Origin of the sequence: Microbulbifer jejuensis (assembly GCF_047289955.1) — a bacterium.
In the GTDB taxonomy this organism is placed as follows: Bacteria; Pseudomonadota; Gammaproteobacteria; order Pseudomonadales; family Cellvibrionaceae; genus Microbulbifer.
On record NZ_JBLBUB010000001.1, the window covers coordinates 119,188 to 135,379 of the forward strand.

Below are 16,192 nucleotides of genomic sequence, written 5' to 3' on the forward strand. Positions count from 1 at the left end.
GATGAGTGTGACCCGCAACACCGCAGGCAATCCTTCCCGCATGCTGGGCAATCGCTGGCGCGGCACTATGCAGCGCTGGCTCAACCGGCGTGCGCCCCGCGCTCGCACCATCACCCTCAATCACCGCCGCCTGTTTATCCTGCCCACCGGTGCGGGGTTCGGTTTCCTGCTGATGCTCGCGCTGTTGTGGCTGCTGGCCACCAATTATGAGAACAATCTGGTATTTGCCCTGACTTTTTTACTGGTCGGTGTTTTTGTGGTTTTACCGGTGCATACCTTTGCCAACTTGACGGGTTTGCACTTGCAACTGCTGCGCACCCGCGCGGCTTTTGCCGGGGATTTTGCCGAGGTAGACATCAATCTCCGCCGCGAAGGCAAGCGCAAACGGGAGAGGATACAGCTGGCTTGGCCGCCGGAAGAGGGGGCTTATGTGGACCTGTGTGATCGGGTCAGCGCAGATGTCTGCATTGCCATGCCCGTGGTGGAACGCGGGCGGGTACAGGCCCCGCGCCTGCGTATCAAAAGCCGCTTTCCCCTGGGCCTGTTTTGTTGTTGGAGTTGGCTCGATCTGGATGTGGAGTTCCTGGTGTACCCGCGCCCGGTATCCGCCGGCCCACTTCCTGTCGGTACCGCGCAAACTGAGGGCGAGTGCGGCGAGGTGCGCCGCGGTTACGATGACCTCAGCGCCCTCAAGCCATACCAGCCTGGCGACTCATTGCGCCATCTGGCCTGGAAACAATACGCCGCCGGGCGCGATCTCTACAGCAAGGAGTACGAGAGCCGCACCGATGGGCGTCTTTGGCTGGATTGGGCGCTGCTCGACGGGCGGGATGTAGAGGCCCGCCTTAGCAACCTGTGTCACTGGGTACTACAGGCGGAGAGACAGAATATGGCCTATGGCCTGCGCCTGCCTGGCACCCGTATTGCGCCTGCCCTTGGGCCGGAGCATCAACAACAGGTACTACAAGCCCTGGCCCTGTTCCCGAAGTGGGGAATCTGATGGCGAGCGCCAGGGAATGGTTACCCCGCGAGAGCCTGGTGTGGATTTTTGCCGCGCAGTTTGTCGCCCTGCTGCCCCAGTTCACCCAGTTGCCCCTGTGGATCCCCTTTGCCTGGGCATTTGCAGTTTACTGGCGCCTGGAGGTCTTCCGGGGTCGCCGCGACCTGCCCGGGCGCCCCCTAAAACTACTGATTACTTTGCTGGCAATAGCGGGACTGGCACTGTCCTACCAGCACTGGTTCGCACTGGAACCCATGGTGGCGCTGCTGGCTCTGTCCTTCACCCTGAAAAACCTGGAGCTGGTGAACCGCCGCGATGCCTTTGTCAGCCTGCTGTTGGCCTATTTCGTTGCGGCGACACTGTTCGTGCGGGAGCAGACCATCCCCTTTGCCGTTTACGGCCTGCTCTGTGTGGTGGTGATTACTGCGGCATTGGCCGCGCAGTTGGGTCGCTCCAGTGCACACCCGCGCCGGGCCCTGGGTCTCTCGACCTGCTTGCTGGTCCAGGCCACGCCGCTGATGTTGCTGCTGTTTGTGGCGATGCCGCGCCTTGGGCCACTCTGGTCTGTGCCCCAGGACACTTCCACGGGGCGTACCGGGGTGAGCGATTCCATGGCGCCGGGGGACTTTACCCGCCTGTCCAGGTCCGGCAAACCGGTACTGCGGATCGCTTTCGACGGGCCCATACCACCGCCGGAGCAGCGCTACTGGCGCGGGCTGGTCTACTCCGAGTTTGATGGGCGTACCTGGCGCCAGGGCTTTGCTGTCGATCCCCGCAACGGTGGCCGGGTGTATTGGAAAAGTGGCGAACGGCCCCTGCCGCAGGTGGGCCCGCGCTATCGCTACCAGGTGATCCAGGAGGCGAGCCGTGCCCCGTGGCTGTTCGCCCTGGCGCGCCCGGCTTCCGACAGCGCCGGGGTCGGGACCACAGCTGATGACCGTCTGGTCAAGCGCACGCCGGTCTTCAACCGCTTCGCCTATGAGGTGCGCTCCTGGCCCAGGGGTTCCGGGGGTGCGACGGTGCCGCTCAGCAGTGCCGAGCGGCGTCGCAATCTGCAGCTGCCGCCGTCCGGCAATGCACGTACCCGCGAATGGATGGAGCGCCTGCGCCGGCAGGGCCTGGATGCCAGTGCTATTTCCGCGCAGCTACTCGCGCGCTACAACCGCGAGTTTACTTACACATTGAGTCCCCCGGCCCTGGGTACCGACAGTGTGGATGCATTCCTGTTCGACAGCCGGCAGGGCTTCTGTGAGCATTTTGCCGGTAGCTATGTCTTCGCCATGCGCGCTGCGGGTGTGCCCGCGCGGGTGGTGGCCGGTTACCAGGGTGGGGAGTGGGTGAGCGGCGAGGAGTACCTGCTGGTACGGGAATACGATGCCCATGCCTGGGCGGAGGTCTGGCACCATGGGCGCGGCTGGCAGCGGGTAGATCCGACAGCGGCAGTATCACCGGAGCGGGTGCGCGATGGCCTGGAAAGCGCGGCAGGTGCAGAGTTTATGCAGGATGCCCTGCTGCCTTGGCACCGCGTTGATATTCTGGTGAAACTGCGCCTGCAGTGGGACAGGATCAACTACCGTTGGTATCAGACCGTCGTTAGCTTTGATCGGGACAGACAGCGGGATTATCTGCTGCGCCTGTTGGGCGAGATTTCCCCGCTGCGCATGGCGTTGTTGCTCGCCGTGCCGATGGCAGTGGTATTGTTGGGCCTACTGCTGTGGATTTGGCGTGGGGGGCAGGGGCGCAAGTTGTCCCCGGCTGAGCGTCTCTACGATAAATTCTGCCGGCGTATGGCGCGTGCAGGGTTAGTGCGCAGCACGGGGGAGACACCGCGGGACTATGCACAGCGTATCATTGAGGCCAGGCCGCAGTTGGCGGCCCTGGCCCGGCGCGTCACCGACGCTTTCGAGCGCGCGGCTTACGGTGAAGATCAGACCGCGCAGAGAGCTTTGCGTAAACTGTTGCGCTGGCGTCTTGTGCTGCCGGGATCAATCCAGGACGCGCGGCATGGACAGGCGCCGACAGAGCACTAATCCTTGAACAACCTCTCTCTCAAGATGCCGGTGAGGCTGCAGTGTTTCCTGCTGGGCTACAGCGGTACTTCCCTGGCCACCGGCCTGCAGGTGATCCTGTTGCCCTGGATCGCCCTCACGGTGGTGGACCTGCCGGCGTTACAACTGGGTTGGGTACAGGCATCGGTGTTGCTGCCGAACCTACTCCTGCTGCTGTTTGGCGGTGCCCTGGCAGACCGGCGCGATCCCGCCGTGGTATCGGCGCTGGCCTGCTTTGGCCTGTCCCTGTGTCACGCAGTGCTGCTGCTGTGTTTCACCCTGTATGTCATCAGTTTGCCGGTGTTGTTGGCCTATGGTAGTTGTCTGGGGGTCTGCAGCGCTTTTTTACAGCCGTCCCGGGACAACCTGGTACAGCGCAGTGCCCGCAATCCAAAAGGGCGGGCTTCGGAGCGCTGTGTGCAGACAACGGTGACCTGGATGATGCTGGCCCAGTACGGTGGCCAGGCTGTCGGCATGCTGCTGGCCAGCCGTTTTGACCAGTGGGGGCTGGAGTCTCTTTTGGGGGTGCAGATTGCGGCGCTGCTGCTCTCTGCACTTTTCTTACTCTCATTACGCGAGCGCGGTGTCAGTGTCGCTGCGGCGGAACAGCGCCCGCATGCACTGATTCTTGACGGACTCTCGCAGGCCTGGCGGCGCCCGGTACTGCGCGAACTCACGGCACTGATGGCGTTTAACGGCTTTGTGCACATCGGCGTATTCCTGGTGGTACTGCCACTGCTGGCCGAGGACTACGGTCGCGGCGCTAGTTACTATGCAACGCTGCAGCTGGCCTTTGTGGCCGGTACGGTCACCGCCACCGTGACCATGTTGCGCCGTGGCCAGGGTCCGGAGCCGGGGCGGGGCATCCTGATGTGTCTGCTCTACAGCGCGGCTTTGCTGGTTGCGATTAGTTTCGGGCCCACGCCTCTCGGCCTGACCTTGCTGTGCCTGTGTTGGGGTGCTGTAGCGGCGGCCTCTGCGGGGTTGGGGCGCGGTATCGTCCAACTGCTGGCACCGGCGGACTACCGCAGCCGGATCATATCCATTTACCAGTTAGCCCTGTTTGGTTCTGCAGCGCTCGGTGCCCTGGCGGCGGGCGTGTTGAGCGAATACGCGGCGCCCCTCACCACCCTGCTGTGGGCTGGTATCTTGAGCTTTATGGCGTTTGTGCTGGCGGCGCTAAGCGGCGCACTGCGCCGGATAAAAGTGCCCGATGGCACAGCATGAAGCCCTGCCCCGAGAGGACCAACTGCCAAGCGCACACCCTACTATTGGCTGTGAGGCCCCGTTTGACGGAGGTATCCGTTGAGTTCCACGAAAAGTAAAAGTACCAGCAGCAATTGGTCTGAGCGGGTGACGCGCAGCAGCCATGCCCTGGATCTGCGCGAGGGCCTGTTCGGCCTGGATGACCCCAGGGCTATTGCGTGCGCATTGAAAAGGGCGGCTGAGACCAGAGGGCAGCGCAAATCTGATCCCTATCGCTCCGCAATGTCGATGCTGACGTTCTATATCAATCGCGCAGGGCAACGGTTGCCCGCGCACAGGCGCCGGGTTCTGGAAGCGGCCAAGGCCGAATTACGCGGGCTTTATGGGCGTGGGCGCCGGCATTGAGCCGGCGCAGCGCGAGGTGGTCTTCCGGGATTCAGGGCGCCTGGCAGGGCAGGCAGCGCAGATAAAGGGCGCGGGGGTCGCGGTAGCTTTGCAGCTCGGCGATTGGCGCCAGTACAGGCTGTACGCTGTTCAACCAAGCTCCTAAGGGCAGGTTGGCTTGGAGGCGTGCGGCGAGCTGAGCGTCCACATTGTCGCTCAGGGCACGCAGAAACTTTTCGCCAGGGGTCATTTCCCGTTCGATTTCTACGATATCGTATTCTTCAACATCGGCAAGTTGTGCCGCGTCAGCGATGGCATCACCGAGATTGCCAAGCTCATCCACCAGCCCCAGCTTCTTTGCGGCGCGCCCGGTCCACACCTGTCCCTGGGCAATTTTGTGCACCTCTTTCGGGGTGCTGCCACGGGCTTCGGCGACAATGCGCAGAAAACGCGCATAGGTGTTGTCGACCCCCTGCTGCAGTATGCTGGCAGCCGCGTCCGACAGGGGGCGGTCCAGGCGCATGCTGCCGGCCAGATCCGTCGTGCCCACGCCATCGGTGTAAATACCGATGGATTCGAGTGAATCCTCAAAGGTCGGGAAGGCGCCGAATACGCCGATTGAGCCCGTGATGGTGGCGGGGGAGGCCCAGATGCGGTCGCCGCCGGTGGCGATCCAGTATCCACCGGATGCGGCCACGCTGCCCATGGAAATCACCACCGGAATATCCGCTTCGCGGGTGGCCAGCAGTTCCTGCCGAATTTCCTCGGAAGCGAATGCGGAGCCGCCACCGCTATCGATACGCAGTACCAGGGCATCCACTTTTTTCTTGCGGGCCTGGGCAATCAGCTTAGCCAGGCTTTTGCCGCCAATTCTGCCGGCGGGGGCCTGGCCATCGACAATGGTGCCGCTGGCGGTGATCAGACCGACTTTGCTGGTTTGCTGGAGTTTCCTGGCGGTGTCGGCGAGGGTGCGGCTGCGCAGGTAATTGAGGGCATCAATGGATTTGTACTTGCGTTTGCTCTTTTCATCCTCACCGATGGCCTTTCTCAGTTCCTTCATGGCCTCGTTGCGGCTGGCGAGTTGATCCACCAGTTGATTGGCCAGTGCCGCCTCGGCCCAACTGCCCCCGTGCTGCGACAGCTTCTCTGGCAGCTCGTCGATAAACAAATCGATACTCTCGGCGGGCAGGTTGCGCAGACCGGTCACCTGTTCGGTGTATTCGCCCCAGAGTTCGCGCAGCCAGCGCTGATTGTTCTCGCGTGAAGCGGGGGACATGTTGTCGCGGGTGTAGGGCTCGATAAAGTCCTTGTAATCCCCCACTCGGAACACATGGAAATTCACCTTCAGCTTGTCCAGCGCGCTCTTTACATAGTTGCGGTAGACGCCGAAGCCGGTAAGTATCACCGAGCCCATGGGGTTTAGATAAACCTTGTCGGCGTGGCTGGCGAGAAAATACTGGGCCTGGGTATAGTTGTCGCCCACCGCGTATATGGGCTTGCCAGCGGCTTTAAAGCGCTGCAGGGATGCGCCAATTTCGTCCAGTTTGCTGAGGCTGCCTCCCACCATCTGATCCATTTCCAGTACCAGCGAGGAGATGCGCTTGTCCTTGGCGGCATGGTCGATCGCATCGACCAGATCTTTGACGCGGACTTCCATAGGGCTATTTGGGCCTCCCAGGAAGATTGGCAGCGTGGCGGGCTGGGAGAGCTCATCCACAAGGAAACCGCTGGGCGCCACGCGCAGAGCGGCGCCCTGGGGAACCACCAGTTGGTCATCCTTGCTGAAAATGGCGACACCGAGAAACAAGAGTACCAACAGGAACAACAGGTTGGTGAACACGCGTCTCAACCAGGTGATGAAAGCGCCAATAGCACTAAAAAAACTGCGTACAAGGCCTTTTTGCGGGGGTAAATCAGTCAAACCTCAAAACTCCTTAGCGCGTTGGGGGTTCAGTCGTTTTCGCGCATCTTTCTTTTGAATCATAGGTAGGGTGCCCGCCTGGGGGCTACTGCAGGCGATGCCAGCGACTGCTCATCATTGCAGAAAAGAATAGAATAAGGCTTAAGGTCAGCATGGCGCCATCCTGCCAGCCGCGTGAAGGCATCATTACGTCGACAATACCGCTGGTGATGTACAAAAGCAGGATAAAACAGAGCCACAAATAGCTGCGATAGCGCTGTTGGATCAAGCCGGGCAATACCAGCAGTAGCGGTAGGGTCTGTATGCTCCACAGCGGGATGGAACCGCCCTCCAAAAACAGGTTCCATACCGCAAACAGCACCAGCAGGCCGGTATAACAGAACCAGTTGATGCCCAGTGCGATTTTCAGCATGTGCTGCACGGCATCGTTCACTGGGAGCCCCCCATCCCGCTGCTGACCGGTGTTTGTTGCAGGGCCCCGGCCAGCTTGCCGATGCGCGCGCCGAGTGCCCGGCACAGGGTGATTTCATCATCACTCAGTGCGCTGGTACCGCCTCTGGCCCAGTGAGAGGCACCGTAGGGGGTACCGCCTGTGTGGGTGCGAGTCAGCCCCGCCTCGGAATAGGGGATACCGGCGATCAGCATGCCGTGGTGCAACAGTGGCAACATCATAGAGATAAGTGTGGTCTCCTGTCCGCCGTGCAGGCTGTTGCTAGAGGTAAATACCGCGGCTGGCTTGCCAGTCAGGCTGCCCTCCAGCCAGAGATCGCTGGTTTGATCGAGGAAATAGCGCATCGGTGAGGCCATATTGCCAAAGCGGGTGGGGCTGCCCATGAGCAGGCCGGCGCAGTGGCGCAGGTCATCGATTGTACAGTAGGGGGCGCCTTCGCTGGGTACCGGCGCCAGGCTGGCCTGGGTGTCAGGGGATACACTGGGCACTGTGCGCAAGCGTGCGCTCATTCCCGATGACTCCACACCGCGGGCAAGCTCCGCGGCCATACGTGCAGTGGCGCCGGTGCGGCTGTAGTAAAGGACCAGAATATAGGCCGTGGAACCTTCCCCCATTAAAATAACTCCAATACCGCTTCCGGCGGGCGACCGATGGCAGCTTTATCACCCTTAACAACAATCGGGCGCTGGATCAGAATGGGGTTTTTTGCCATTGCATCGATCAGCTGCGCTTCACTCAGTGTTTTATCTTGCAGGTTCAGCTGCCCGTAAAGCGCCTCTCCGGTGCGCATTAAGTCACGCGCGCCGGTACCGAGCCTGGCAAGTATCTCATTGAGGATCTGTGCCGATGGCGGTGTTTCCAGGTAGAGGACCACTTCCGGTTCCAGTCCTTTTTCCTGCAATAGCTGCAGGGTTTGGCGGGATTTTGAACAACGGGGGTTGTGGTAAATCGTCCACATCTTGGCGATATCCTGTTAATGTTTGGCGTATTCTAACCGAATAACCTTGCGGAGTTCTAAGCTTGGGCAAGTACTGCCTTGCTGTGCAAGCGTTCGCACAGCGCAAGATATCAAAACAGGAATCACCATGCAGGACTGGGTGAACCACTGGCGGCGCTTTGCGGTGTCACTGTGGACGCTGTTCAATGAGAAGGGCTGCCAGCGGAGCGCGGCGGCCCTCACCTATATCACCCTGTTCGGGATAGTACCGCTGGTGACCGTGAGCTATGCCATGCTATCGCTGTTTCCGGACTTTGCCGGCCTTCAAAGCAAGTTACAGGAACAGATTTTTTCCCACTTCGTGCCCCAGAGCGGACGTGAGGTGCAGGAATATATCAGCAGCTTTTCCACCCAGGCCCAGCGCTTAACCGGTGTGGGCATCGCCATGCTGATTGTTACTTCCGGACTGGTGCTGCGCAGTATCGAAGGCACCTTCAATTCCATCTGGGATGTGTCCCGTGGGCGCAGCGGGGTCTCCAGCTTCCTACTCTATTGGGCGATACTCAGCCTGGGGCCGATTCTGTTGGGCGCGGGATTGGCCGCCAGTACCTATTTGCTGTCCCAGAAACTATTTCTGGGCGGAGAGGATGGTTTGGGTTTGATGGCGGTTGCGTTGAGGCTGCTGCCTTTTATTTTTACCAGTGCCATCTTCACGCTGTTGTTTACCGCAGTACCCAACTGTTACGTGCCCCTACGCCACGGGATTGAAGGTGGTGTCATTACCTCAATCGCCTTTGAGGTCATGAAATACCTGTTCGGAGTCATTGTCGCGCGCAGTTCGGTGCAGGCGATTTACGGGGCCTTTGCCTTTGTGCCGCTGTTTCTCCTGTGGATCTACCTGATGTGGATGCTGGTACTGGCGGGCTGTGTGCTTGTGCGCACCCTTTCAATGTATCAGTCGGCGACTCAGGGGCGCCGGCACGCGGACCTGGTGGCAACCCTGATTGTGCTGTGGCAGCTCTATACCGGCGGCCGGCATGGGCAGCCCTTGCGCGAGCGGGATATCGCCCTGATGGGCATCAAGTTCGGCCAGTGGCGGCGCCTGAGCAAGGTACTGCAGGATCACGGGGTTCTCACCCGGACTGACAGGAATGATTATGTCCTGATGCGCGACCTGAACACTGTTCCACTGATGGAACTGACGGCCTGGCTCAGCCCCCAGTGGATACCCGGTGGTATTCCAGAAGACCTGCCGGGGCTGCGATGGTACAGCGAGGTGGAGCGGCGTCTTGCCAATACACGGGATTTTGCCAGAGAACAACTCAAGGTTACTATTGGGGCATTGTTCAAGGCTGCCTGTGATCGCGAAGATGCGGTGCAGCACGGCGCAGCGCCTGCGGGCGAGGATAAAAATAATAAGGGTGAAACAGCCCTGCATGAAGGGGGGAGCGATGTTCCTGACAATGATAAAAGAAAAGCTGAAGAGCACCCTGGGGGCAGCTTTTCTGTGCTCGCTCGGCGCAATAAGCGCCTGTGATACAGGCAGGGCTTTGAAAACCATCGGCGGAGAACCGATTGAGACGGAGGGGAAGATTCTACTGGTCAATTACTGGGCGCAGTGGTGCAAGCCCTGCCGTGAAGAGGTGCCGATACTCAATCAGCTTGCACAAAGCCAGGAAAATATTGTGGTGGTGGGGGTGAATTTTGATAATTTGCCGATTCCTGTCGTTACCGGACAGGCGGCTAAGCTGGGAATTGAATTTCCAGTCCTGTCCTCTGAGCCAGCCGGGCGCTGGGGGCAGCCCCGGCCCGGTGTGTTGCCGACAACCCTGATCATCAATGCCGATGGCACTTGGAAAAAAACATTGGTGGGCCCTCAGGCCGCTGTAGATTTCAGGATGGCACTGCGGTAATCGGTCCGGTCCACGATACACTGTATATAACTATAACTAATACAACTATAGGGCTTTGGCGCATCACTGATAGCATGCCGCCACTTTCCAGTTTGCCCGGGGTGGGATTCATAGATCATGCATATCAGCTCCTTCGCTCTGCTGTTTTTCTTTGCGGTTTTGTTATATGCCCTGCACCGTTGGCACAGGGGAACAAGTTCTCTCGCACCGGCGGTCTTTGCCGGCCTGCTCCTCGGTACAGTGTTCGGAGCAACGCTGCAGTTGTCACGGGGTTGGGGAGCCGTGCCCGGGGAGGTTCTGCCCTGGATAGAGATGTTGGGAGACGGTTATGTGAATTTGCTGTATATGCTGGTGATGCCCCTGGTGCTTACCTCTATTCTGGTGGCAGTGGTGAAGGTGAGTCACACCCAGGCATTGGGCAAAATCAGTGTTTCCGTGCTGGCGGTGTTGCTGGGCACAACAGCGGTGGCAGGGTTGATTGGCGTGGCTATGGTTGAGCTGTTCGGATTGTCCGCAGCCGGTCTGGTTGAGGGCAGTCGTGAGGCTGCGCGGGTTGAGGTACTCAATGAGCGCTTCGGGCGGGTGAGTGACCTCTCAATCCCGGAGATTATCGCCTCGTTTATCCCGCGAAATATTTTTCAGGACTTGACCGGAGCCCGTTCCACCTCGGTGATTGCGGTGGTTATTTTTGCGGTGCTACTGGGGCTTGCTGCGCTGGCGGTGCGCCGCGAGTTCCCGCGAGAAGGGGCGGCCATAGAGCGCTTTGCGCATGTCGCACAGGTTTGGGTGATGAAACTGGTGCGCCTGGTCATGGCCCTCACACCCTATGGTGTAATGGCCCTGGTGGCCGGGCTGATTGCCAAATCCAGTTGGGGCGATATTGTCAACTTGCTCGGCTTTGTACTGGCTTCCTTCTGCGCGATCGGCTTGATGTTCCTGGTGCATGGCTTGTTGTTATGGATCAACGGTGTTAACCCGCTGCACTACTTTGCCAAAGTGTGGCCGGTGCTGGTATTCGCTTTCAGCTCTCGCTCCAGTGCCGCCACTATCCCGCTCAATGTGGAAACCCAGGTGGATCAGTTGCGCAACTCCTCTGCAATCGCCAATTTCTCTGCATCCTTTGGCGCGACCATAGGTCAGAACGGCTGCGCGGGGATTTATCCGGCGATGCTGGCTGCCATGGTAGCCGTACCACTGGGGGTCGATGTCTGGAATCCCCTGTGGTTGGGCACGCTCATTGCCGTGGTGGTAATCAGCTCCTTTGGTATTGCCGGAGTGGGCGGCGGTGCCACTTTTGCCGCTCTGGTGGTTCTGCCTGCAATGGGTTTACCGGTGACCATTGCCGCGCTGTTGATATCCGTGGAGCCCCTGATCGATATGGCGCGAACGGCACTCAATGTAAATGGCGCGATCACAGCGGGCACACTGACCCAGCGTTGGCTGGGGGATGAAGTGCCCGGAGCAGAGGTTGTGGAAGGGTAACTGATCCGTGCAACACATCGGCTGGGTGGTCAACCGATTGTTGAGAAGGCTGTTCCAACAGGTAATTCGGTATCTGGTGCGGGGGGATTTTGGAAAGCTGGATATTCGTTGCCTGCCCCGGTGTAATTCAGCGTCTATTCAGGCCGATTTGCTTAATCTGGCCCCCGTTGATGAACAGCGGGAGATTGATTGTGCAATGCTTTAAACAGCTTATGGCCGGTGCGGCCATTGTGACACTATTGAGTTTCAGTATTTCTGTCAAAGCGGGGCCGGGGGACTATGCGGGTTCTTATGAGGCCGATATCTACGATTTTGCACCGGTTACTGAAGTCATCCCCATCTATACCGATATTCAGGTACGCACACCGCGCACCCAATGCCGCGACGAACAGGTAGCCTACCGTGAACCCGTGTCCCCCGCCGGCACCCTTGTCGGCGGGTTGATCGGCGCGGCCATTGGCAACAATCTGGGCGGCCGCCGCCACGGTCGTTATCACCACCGCGGCGGTGCCACAGTGGCGGGGGCAGTGGTGGGCGCTTTGGTTGGCAACCAGATCAGTCGTACCAACGCCCCGGTTTACTACACTACGGAATCCCGCTGCCGGGTTGTGGATGAATTCACAACGCGTAGGGAACTGGTCGGATACGATGTGCGCTATCGGTATAATGACCGGGCGTATCTGACCCGCACCGATCACCACCCCGGAGATAGAATCCGGGTTCGTGTCGCTGTCTCGCCGGCGCCTTGAGTCAAAGCGAGAGCGGCCGCAGACAGCCAAAGGTGGAAATCTGGATATCCACAGGAGCCGCATCGTGAAACCTAGCAGCGCTTTTTTACGCACTTTTTTTCTTATTTTTGCCCTGTTTCCCGGGTTGTGTTCCGCCTCTGTGCGCGGTTTGCCGATTTCTGAAAGGGAAGCGTACAAACCTGAATACCGTCATGTACAGGGGGGGGAGATCTCCCGCGAGGAGGCCGCCTCCCTGGTGAAACGGCGCTATGGCGGCAAAATACTGGCAATCTCTGAAACCCGTAAAAATGGACAGGCGGTGTACCGTGTAAAGGGGTTGTCGGATAAGAGTCAGGTTTATGTGGTCTATGTGGACAAGCAAAGCGGGCGTATCTCCCGATAAACGCCTTCAGCAACCACTTCAGACCAGCAGCACAAAGGGAAAGCAAATGCGCGCACTTTTAGTCGAAGACGAAGCACTGCTCAGACAGCAACTGGCGCAATCGCTGCGCGATGCGGGCTACACCGTGGATGAAGCTCCCGATGGAGAGGAGGCGCTCTATCTGGGCCGTGAGTATCCCTATGATATTGCGGTGATGGACCTGGGCCTGCCGAAAATGGACGGCATCCAGGTGATACAGAGCCTGCGCAGTGAAGAGAAGCACTTCCCCATATTGATTCTAACCGCCCGTGGCCACTGGCAGGAGCGGGTGGCCGGGCTGGAGGCCGGCGGCGATGATTACTTGGTAAAGCCCTTTCATACAGAAGAGCTGTTGGCCCGTCTCAATGCGCTGGTACGTCGTTCAGCGGGTTTTTCCTCCCCCACCATCAAAGCCGGTCCTATAAGTCTGGACACCAGTTCCCAGCGAGTGGTGGCCAACGGTGTGGAGCTGGAGTTGACCTCTTTTGAGTACAAGGTGCTTGAATACCTGATACTGCACCCTGATGAGGTGGTTTCCAAAACCACCCTGACCGAACATATTTACGAGCAGGATTGCGATCGTGACAGCAATGTGATCGAGGTGTTTATTGGACGCTTGCGCAAGAAAATAGCTGCTACAGCCCAGTGCAAGCCCATTGAAACTCTGCGCGGGCGCGGCTATCGCTTTGTTGTGCCCCGATAAGTCCGGATGCCGATGCGCGTGATTGCTCCCTGGTCGAATTCCCTCAAGGGCCGCCTGGCGCTGGTCACCAGCCTGGTACTGGTGGGCTTTGTACTGTTGATCTCCGGGGTACTGGAGCACGCCTACCGCACTTCTTTGGATGAAGCAAAGCAGCGGGAATTGCAGCTCTATATCTACACGTTACTGGCGTTAGCGGAACCGGAGGGCGACAGCCTGCTGTTGCCTCCGGAGCTGCCCGAGCAGCGCTTTAACCAGCCGGATTCCGGTTTGGTAGGCGCGGTGGTCGATGGCGAAGGGCAGATTGTTTGGCGTTCTGAATCGGCCCTGGCGATGCCGGAGCTGAAATTCTACCCCCTATCTCAGGGGCAGCAGTCTTATATGACAGTTGCTCTGCCCGGCGATGTTGCAAATTACAGCAGCTTTCGCCAGGGTGTGGCCTGGGGACTGGAAAATGAGTACCCGTTTACCTTCGTTGTACTGGAAGATGCCGGGCCCCTGCAGGCGCAGGTCGACCAGTTCCGCTCTATCATTTGGCGCTGGCTGGGCGTGTGTGCATTGCTATTGACTCTGGCCCAGTGGCTTGTGCTGCGCTGGGGGTTTGCACCGTTGCGGGTAGTTGCGCATGCACTGCGGGAAATACAGCGCGGTGGCAGCGACCGACTGGAGGGCAACTTCCCGCGGGAATTGCGCCCTCTCACCGATAATCTAAACCTGTTGATTGAAAATGAGCGTCGCCAGCGGGAAAAAACCCGTCACACCCTGGCGGATCTGGCACACAGTTTGAAAACCCCATTGGCGGTATTGAAAGGATTGCGCTTAAGTGGCGATTCACAGCCCGCATGCAATACTTTGACCGATCAAGTACACCGTATGGACAGTATTATCAACTACCAACTGCAGCGCGCGGTGACCAGTTCACCGAAGTCTATTTTGCGCGGTATTCCGGTAGCACCACTGATGCACAAAATTCTGGATGCGCTGGAAAAAGTATACCGCAACAAACCCAGTGAGGTACGCAGTCACTGCAGCGAGGAGACGCTGTTTTACGGTGATGAGGGGGATCTCATGGAGTTGCTCGGCAACCTGCTTGATAACGCCTACAAGTACGGCAATGGCCGGGTTGACGTACATGTCGAACAGATGCCCGGTGGACGCAACCTGATGATCCGTGTCGCTGATAATGGACCTGGGCTTGATCGCGAAACCTGGCAGGCAGTTACCCAGCGCGGCGTGCGTGCCGATCAGCAGCAGCCTGGACAGGGGATCGGCCTTGCCGTGGTGGTGGACATTGCTGAAAGCTACCAGGGGCACATCAGTGCAGAGCCACTTTCTTGCGGAGGTACAGAAATTACCATAACACTTTAGCACCCACGCAAAATAAAAATGTGCACTGTGCCGTTCGCCGTGGCACCACGGATGGGGTTTCAGCTTCTGTGCGGTTTCTTTACCATACCAGTAAGGCAGGAGGGAAGAATACCGCTCTCTCAGGATCGTATGAGGCATGGATGCCGATTGCGAGCGTACAGGAATGTATTCTCAGCGCGCCTTGGGAGAGGGTATTCTTCCGGCCCGGGAGTAACAGATACAAAGAGATCACCTGTGGCGAATAAACTACTTGGCTGCTTATTGTTCGGGGCTACCCATCTGCGATCCAAAATGTTTAGGTACGGCGCTTAAGCGGGTACTGTCAGCAGGTCTTACTGATGCCCGCTATTGAATGCGCAGGGTGTAGTTCAAAGGGGATGCGTTTTGATACCTGGGCCACGGGTACCATTTAGGTTTGTATATTGTCTTTGACACTTTCCTTCGTAGCGGGCGCAATTGGAACTCTGGTGCGAACCCTTGAAATACAGGCAGCTTCACATTGTTGCGCCAGTCATTTTTTAAAGGCGAGGGTGACAAGTCAAAAGGCTGGCGTTAGGCTGTTGGCTTGCGGGGTGGATACACCCACTGTAGTTGGTGATTTTGCAGTATATCCGGATCAGTTTATCCTGTTCCGGCCGGCTGGTGTTCAAGTTGGCAGCCATAACAGACAAAAGATAACAAACATTTTCTTGCAGAGCATTTTATGGTTCAGTTAGTCATAGATTCTGGCTGCGACCTGCCAGATGATTTTTTGCGTAAGTTTTCCATTCCGGTATTGCCCCATACCGTGAGTGTTGGCAAAGACACATTTGATGATCGACGCAACCCGGCCCAGATGGCCCACTTCTATACCTTGTCACTGGTGGACCGCTCGCACCAGATTATCACGGGACCAGCACCTTTTGCTGAGATTGAGCGGCTCTTGAATGGTCTGGTGCGGGATGGGCACCGCGATATTGTGGTGCAAACCATTAATAGCGCTAACAGCCCAACCTACCAGAATGCGGTTGCCGCTGCAGATACGTTGTGCGGTCTCCCCGGCAACGAGGATGTGCGGGTACATACCATCGATTCTCATACGCTCTTTAGCGGACAGGGGTTGCTGGCACTCTATACACTGTCGCTCATCAAGCGCGGGCTAACTGGCGAGCAGGTGCGGGTACAGGTGGAGCGCTTTCGCCGCAAAGTTCACGGTTATGCGGCAATCAGGGATGTCTACTATGTGCGTGAGCGTGCGCGCAGTAAAAATGAAAACAACATCAGTTGGCTTAAGGCCAAGGTTTCCGGATTGCTCAAACTGCATCCCATCCTCTCTATTCATCACGAGGGCAGTACCGTCACAGATATAGTGCAGGGCTATGCGCGCTGCACCGAAACTTTGTTTCAGATCGCAGTTAACAAAATCCGTGCAGGAGAGTTGGTCGTTCCGACTCTGATGGTGAGTATTGCTGGCAAGCTACAGGATCTTGATAGAATTCAAGGCTTTGAAGCTCTGCTGAAGGTTGCCGCGGAGCACAAGGTCAAGGTGTATAAATCCATGATGAGTCTTTCCGGCGGTATCAATCTCGGGCCGGGCACTGTGGCTATGGCGTTGGCTGCCGAGAATCCCTGACTTAAGCGCAAACGTACTTTT

16 protein-coding genes are annotated in these 16,192 nt (G+C 58.3%); 12 read left to right on the plus strand and 4 right to left on the minus strand.

Annotated elements, in window-relative coordinates:
- Window position 1 precedes the first annotated feature (1 nt).
- The 4 genes from ACL7TT_RS00555 to ACL7TT_RS00570 all read left to right on the plus strand — a co-directional run bounded on the left by ACL7TT_RS00555 (window position 2) and on the right by ACL7TT_RS00570 (window position 4,659).
- Complete coding sequence (locus ACL7TT_RS00555; protein ID WP_413392275.1) at window positions 2–1,000, plus strand: DUF58 domain-containing protein; 999 nt, start codon at window positions 2–4, stop codon at window positions 998–1,000.
- Window positions 1,000–3,030: a transglutaminase TgpA family protein gene (locus tag ACL7TT_RS00560; RefSeq protein ID WP_413392277.1), complete on the plus strand. Its 2,031-nt coding sequence runs from the start codon at window positions 1,000–1,002 to the stop codon at window positions 3,028–3,030. Before ACL7TT_RS00555 ends, ACL7TT_RS00560 begins: the two co-directional genes overlap by 1 nt.
- Window positions 3,031–3,033: 3 nt before the next feature.
- Window positions 3,034–4,275, plus strand: a complete 1,242-nt coding sequence (locus ACL7TT_RS00565; RefSeq protein WP_413392279.1) for an MFS transporter — start codon at window positions 3,034–3,036, stop codon at window positions 4,273–4,275.
- A 78-nt stretch (window positions 4,276–4,353) separates the two neighbouring features.
- Window positions 4,354–4,659, plus strand: a complete 306-nt coding sequence (locus ACL7TT_RS00570) for a DUF3175 domain-containing protein (RefSeq protein WP_413392281.1) — start codon at window positions 4,354–4,356, stop codon at window positions 4,657–4,659.
- Between the two features lie 31 nt (window positions 4,660–4,690).
- Here ACL7TT_RS00570 and sppA read toward each other — a convergent pair whose 3' ends face one another.
- From sppA to arsC, 4 genes are all read right to left on the minus strand, one after another.
- Complete coding sequence (gene sppA, locus ACL7TT_RS00575) at window positions 4,691–6,559, minus strand: signal peptide peptidase SppA (RefSeq protein ID WP_413392283.1); 1,869 nt, start codon at window positions 6,557–6,559, stop codon at window positions 4,691–4,693.
- An 85-nt stretch (window positions 6,560–6,644) separates the two neighbouring features.
- On the minus strand, window positions 6,645–6,992 hold the full coding sequence (locus tag ACL7TT_RS00580) for a DUF2069 domain-containing protein (RefSeq protein ID WP_413392285.1): 348 nt from the start codon (window positions 6,990–6,992) through the stop codon (window positions 6,645–6,647).
- Window positions 6,989–7,624, minus strand: coding sequence for an NAD(P)H:quinone oxidoreductase (gene wrbA / locus ACL7TT_RS00585; RefSeq protein ID WP_413392287.1), 636 nt, complete (start codon window positions 7,622–7,624; stop codon window positions 6,989–6,991). Before wrbA ends, ACL7TT_RS00580 begins: the two co-directional genes overlap by 4 nt.
- Entirely contained in the window at window positions 7,624–7,968 is a 345-nt protein-coding gene (arsC, locus tag ACL7TT_RS00590; RefSeq protein ID WP_299940853.1) for an arsenate reductase (glutaredoxin), read from the minus strand. The genes wrbA and arsC overlap by 1 nt, the downstream gene beginning before the upstream one ends.
- A 127-nt stretch (window positions 7,969–8,095) precedes the next feature.
- Between arsC and ACL7TT_RS00595 the strand changes: the two genes are divergently transcribed.
- From ACL7TT_RS00595 to ACL7TT_RS00630, 8 genes are all read left to right on the plus strand, one after another.
- The gene (locus tag ACL7TT_RS00595; protein ID WP_413392289.1) at window positions 8,096–9,484 is read left to right on the plus strand and encodes a YihY family inner membrane protein; all 1,389 of its coding nucleotides are present in this window, start codon (window positions 8,096–8,098) and stop codon (window positions 9,482–9,484) included.
- A gap of 13 nt (window positions 9,485–9,497) precedes the next feature.
- A complete protein-coding gene (locus ACL7TT_RS00600; protein ID WP_413392291.1) occupies window positions 9,498–9,860 on the plus strand; it encodes a TlpA family protein disulfide reductase in 363 nt (120 codons plus the stop codon).
- A gap of 117 nt (window positions 9,861–9,977) precedes the next feature.
- The gene (locus ACL7TT_RS00605; RefSeq protein ID WP_413392293.1) at window positions 9,978–11,342 is read left to right on the plus strand and encodes an L-cystine transporter; all 1,365 of its coding nucleotides are present in this window, start codon (window positions 9,978–9,980) and stop codon (window positions 11,340–11,342) included.
- A 191-nt stretch (window positions 11,343–11,533) separates the two neighbouring features.
- Entirely contained in the window at window positions 11,534–12,091 is a 558-nt protein-coding gene (locus tag ACL7TT_RS00610) for a glycine zipper 2TM domain-containing protein (RefSeq protein ID WP_413392295.1), read from the plus strand.
- 64 nt (window positions 12,092–12,155) lie between these two features.
- Window positions 12,156–12,473: a PepSY domain-containing protein gene (locus ACL7TT_RS00615; protein ID WP_413392297.1), complete on the plus strand. Its 318-nt coding sequence runs from the start codon at window positions 12,156–12,158 to the stop codon at window positions 12,471–12,473.
- Window positions 12,474–12,519: 46 nt separating this feature from the next.
- A complete protein-coding gene (locus tag ACL7TT_RS00620; RefSeq protein ID WP_299940839.1) occupies window positions 12,520–13,194 on the plus strand; it encodes a response regulator transcription factor in 675 nt (224 codons plus the stop codon).
- A gap of 12 nt (window positions 13,195–13,206) precedes the next feature.
- Window positions 13,207–14,559 carry an ATP-binding protein gene (locus ACL7TT_RS00625; protein WP_413392299.1) on the plus strand — a complete coding sequence of 451 codons (1,353 nt, stop codon included), beginning with the start codon at window positions 13,207–13,209 and terminating at the stop codon, window positions 14,557–14,559.
- A gap of 703 nt (window positions 14,560–15,262) precedes the next feature.
- A complete protein-coding gene (locus ACL7TT_RS00630; protein ID WP_299940836.1) occupies window positions 15,263–16,171 on the plus strand; it encodes a DegV family protein in 909 nt (302 codons plus the stop codon).
- Window positions 16,172–16,192 lie beyond the last annotated feature (21 nt).

Bases quoted from the DNA above. Each gene is read 5' to 3' on its own strand.
- ACL7TT_RS00555 (WP_413392275.1), top strand. From the start codon at position 2: ATGAGTGTGACCCGCAACACCGCAGGCAATCCTTCCCGCATGCTGGGC.
- ACL7TT_RS00560 (WP_413392277.1), top strand. From the start codon at position 1,000: ATGGCGAGCGCCAGGGAATGGTTACCCCGCGAGAGCCTGGTGTGGATT.
- wrbA (WP_413392287.1), bottom strand. From the start codon at position 7,624: ATGGGGGAAGGTTCCACGGCCTATATTCTGGTCCTTTACTACAGCCGC.
- arsC (WP_299940853.1), bottom strand. From the start codon at position 7,968: ATGTGGACGATTTACCACAACCCCCGTTGTTCAAAATCCCGCCAAACC.
- ACL7TT_RS00595 (WP_413392289.1), top strand. From the start codon at position 8,096: ATGCAGGACTGGGTGAACCACTGGCGGCGCTTTGCGGTGTCACTGTGG.
- ACL7TT_RS00605 (WP_413392293.1), top strand. From the start codon at position 9,978: ATGCATATCAGCTCCTTCGCTCTGCTGTTTTTCTTTGCGGTTTTGTTA.
- ACL7TT_RS00620 (WP_299940839.1), top strand. From the start codon at position 12,520: ATGCGCGCACTTTTAGTCGAAGACGAAGCACTGCTCAGACAGCAACTG.
- ACL7TT_RS00625 (WP_413392299.1), top strand. From the start codon at position 13,207: ATGCGCGTGATTGCTCCCTGGTCGAATTCCCTCAAGGGCCGCCTGGCG.
- ACL7TT_RS00630 (WP_299940836.1), top strand. From the start codon at position 15,263: ATGGTTCAGTTAGTCATAGATTCTGGCTGCGACCTGCCAGATGATTTT.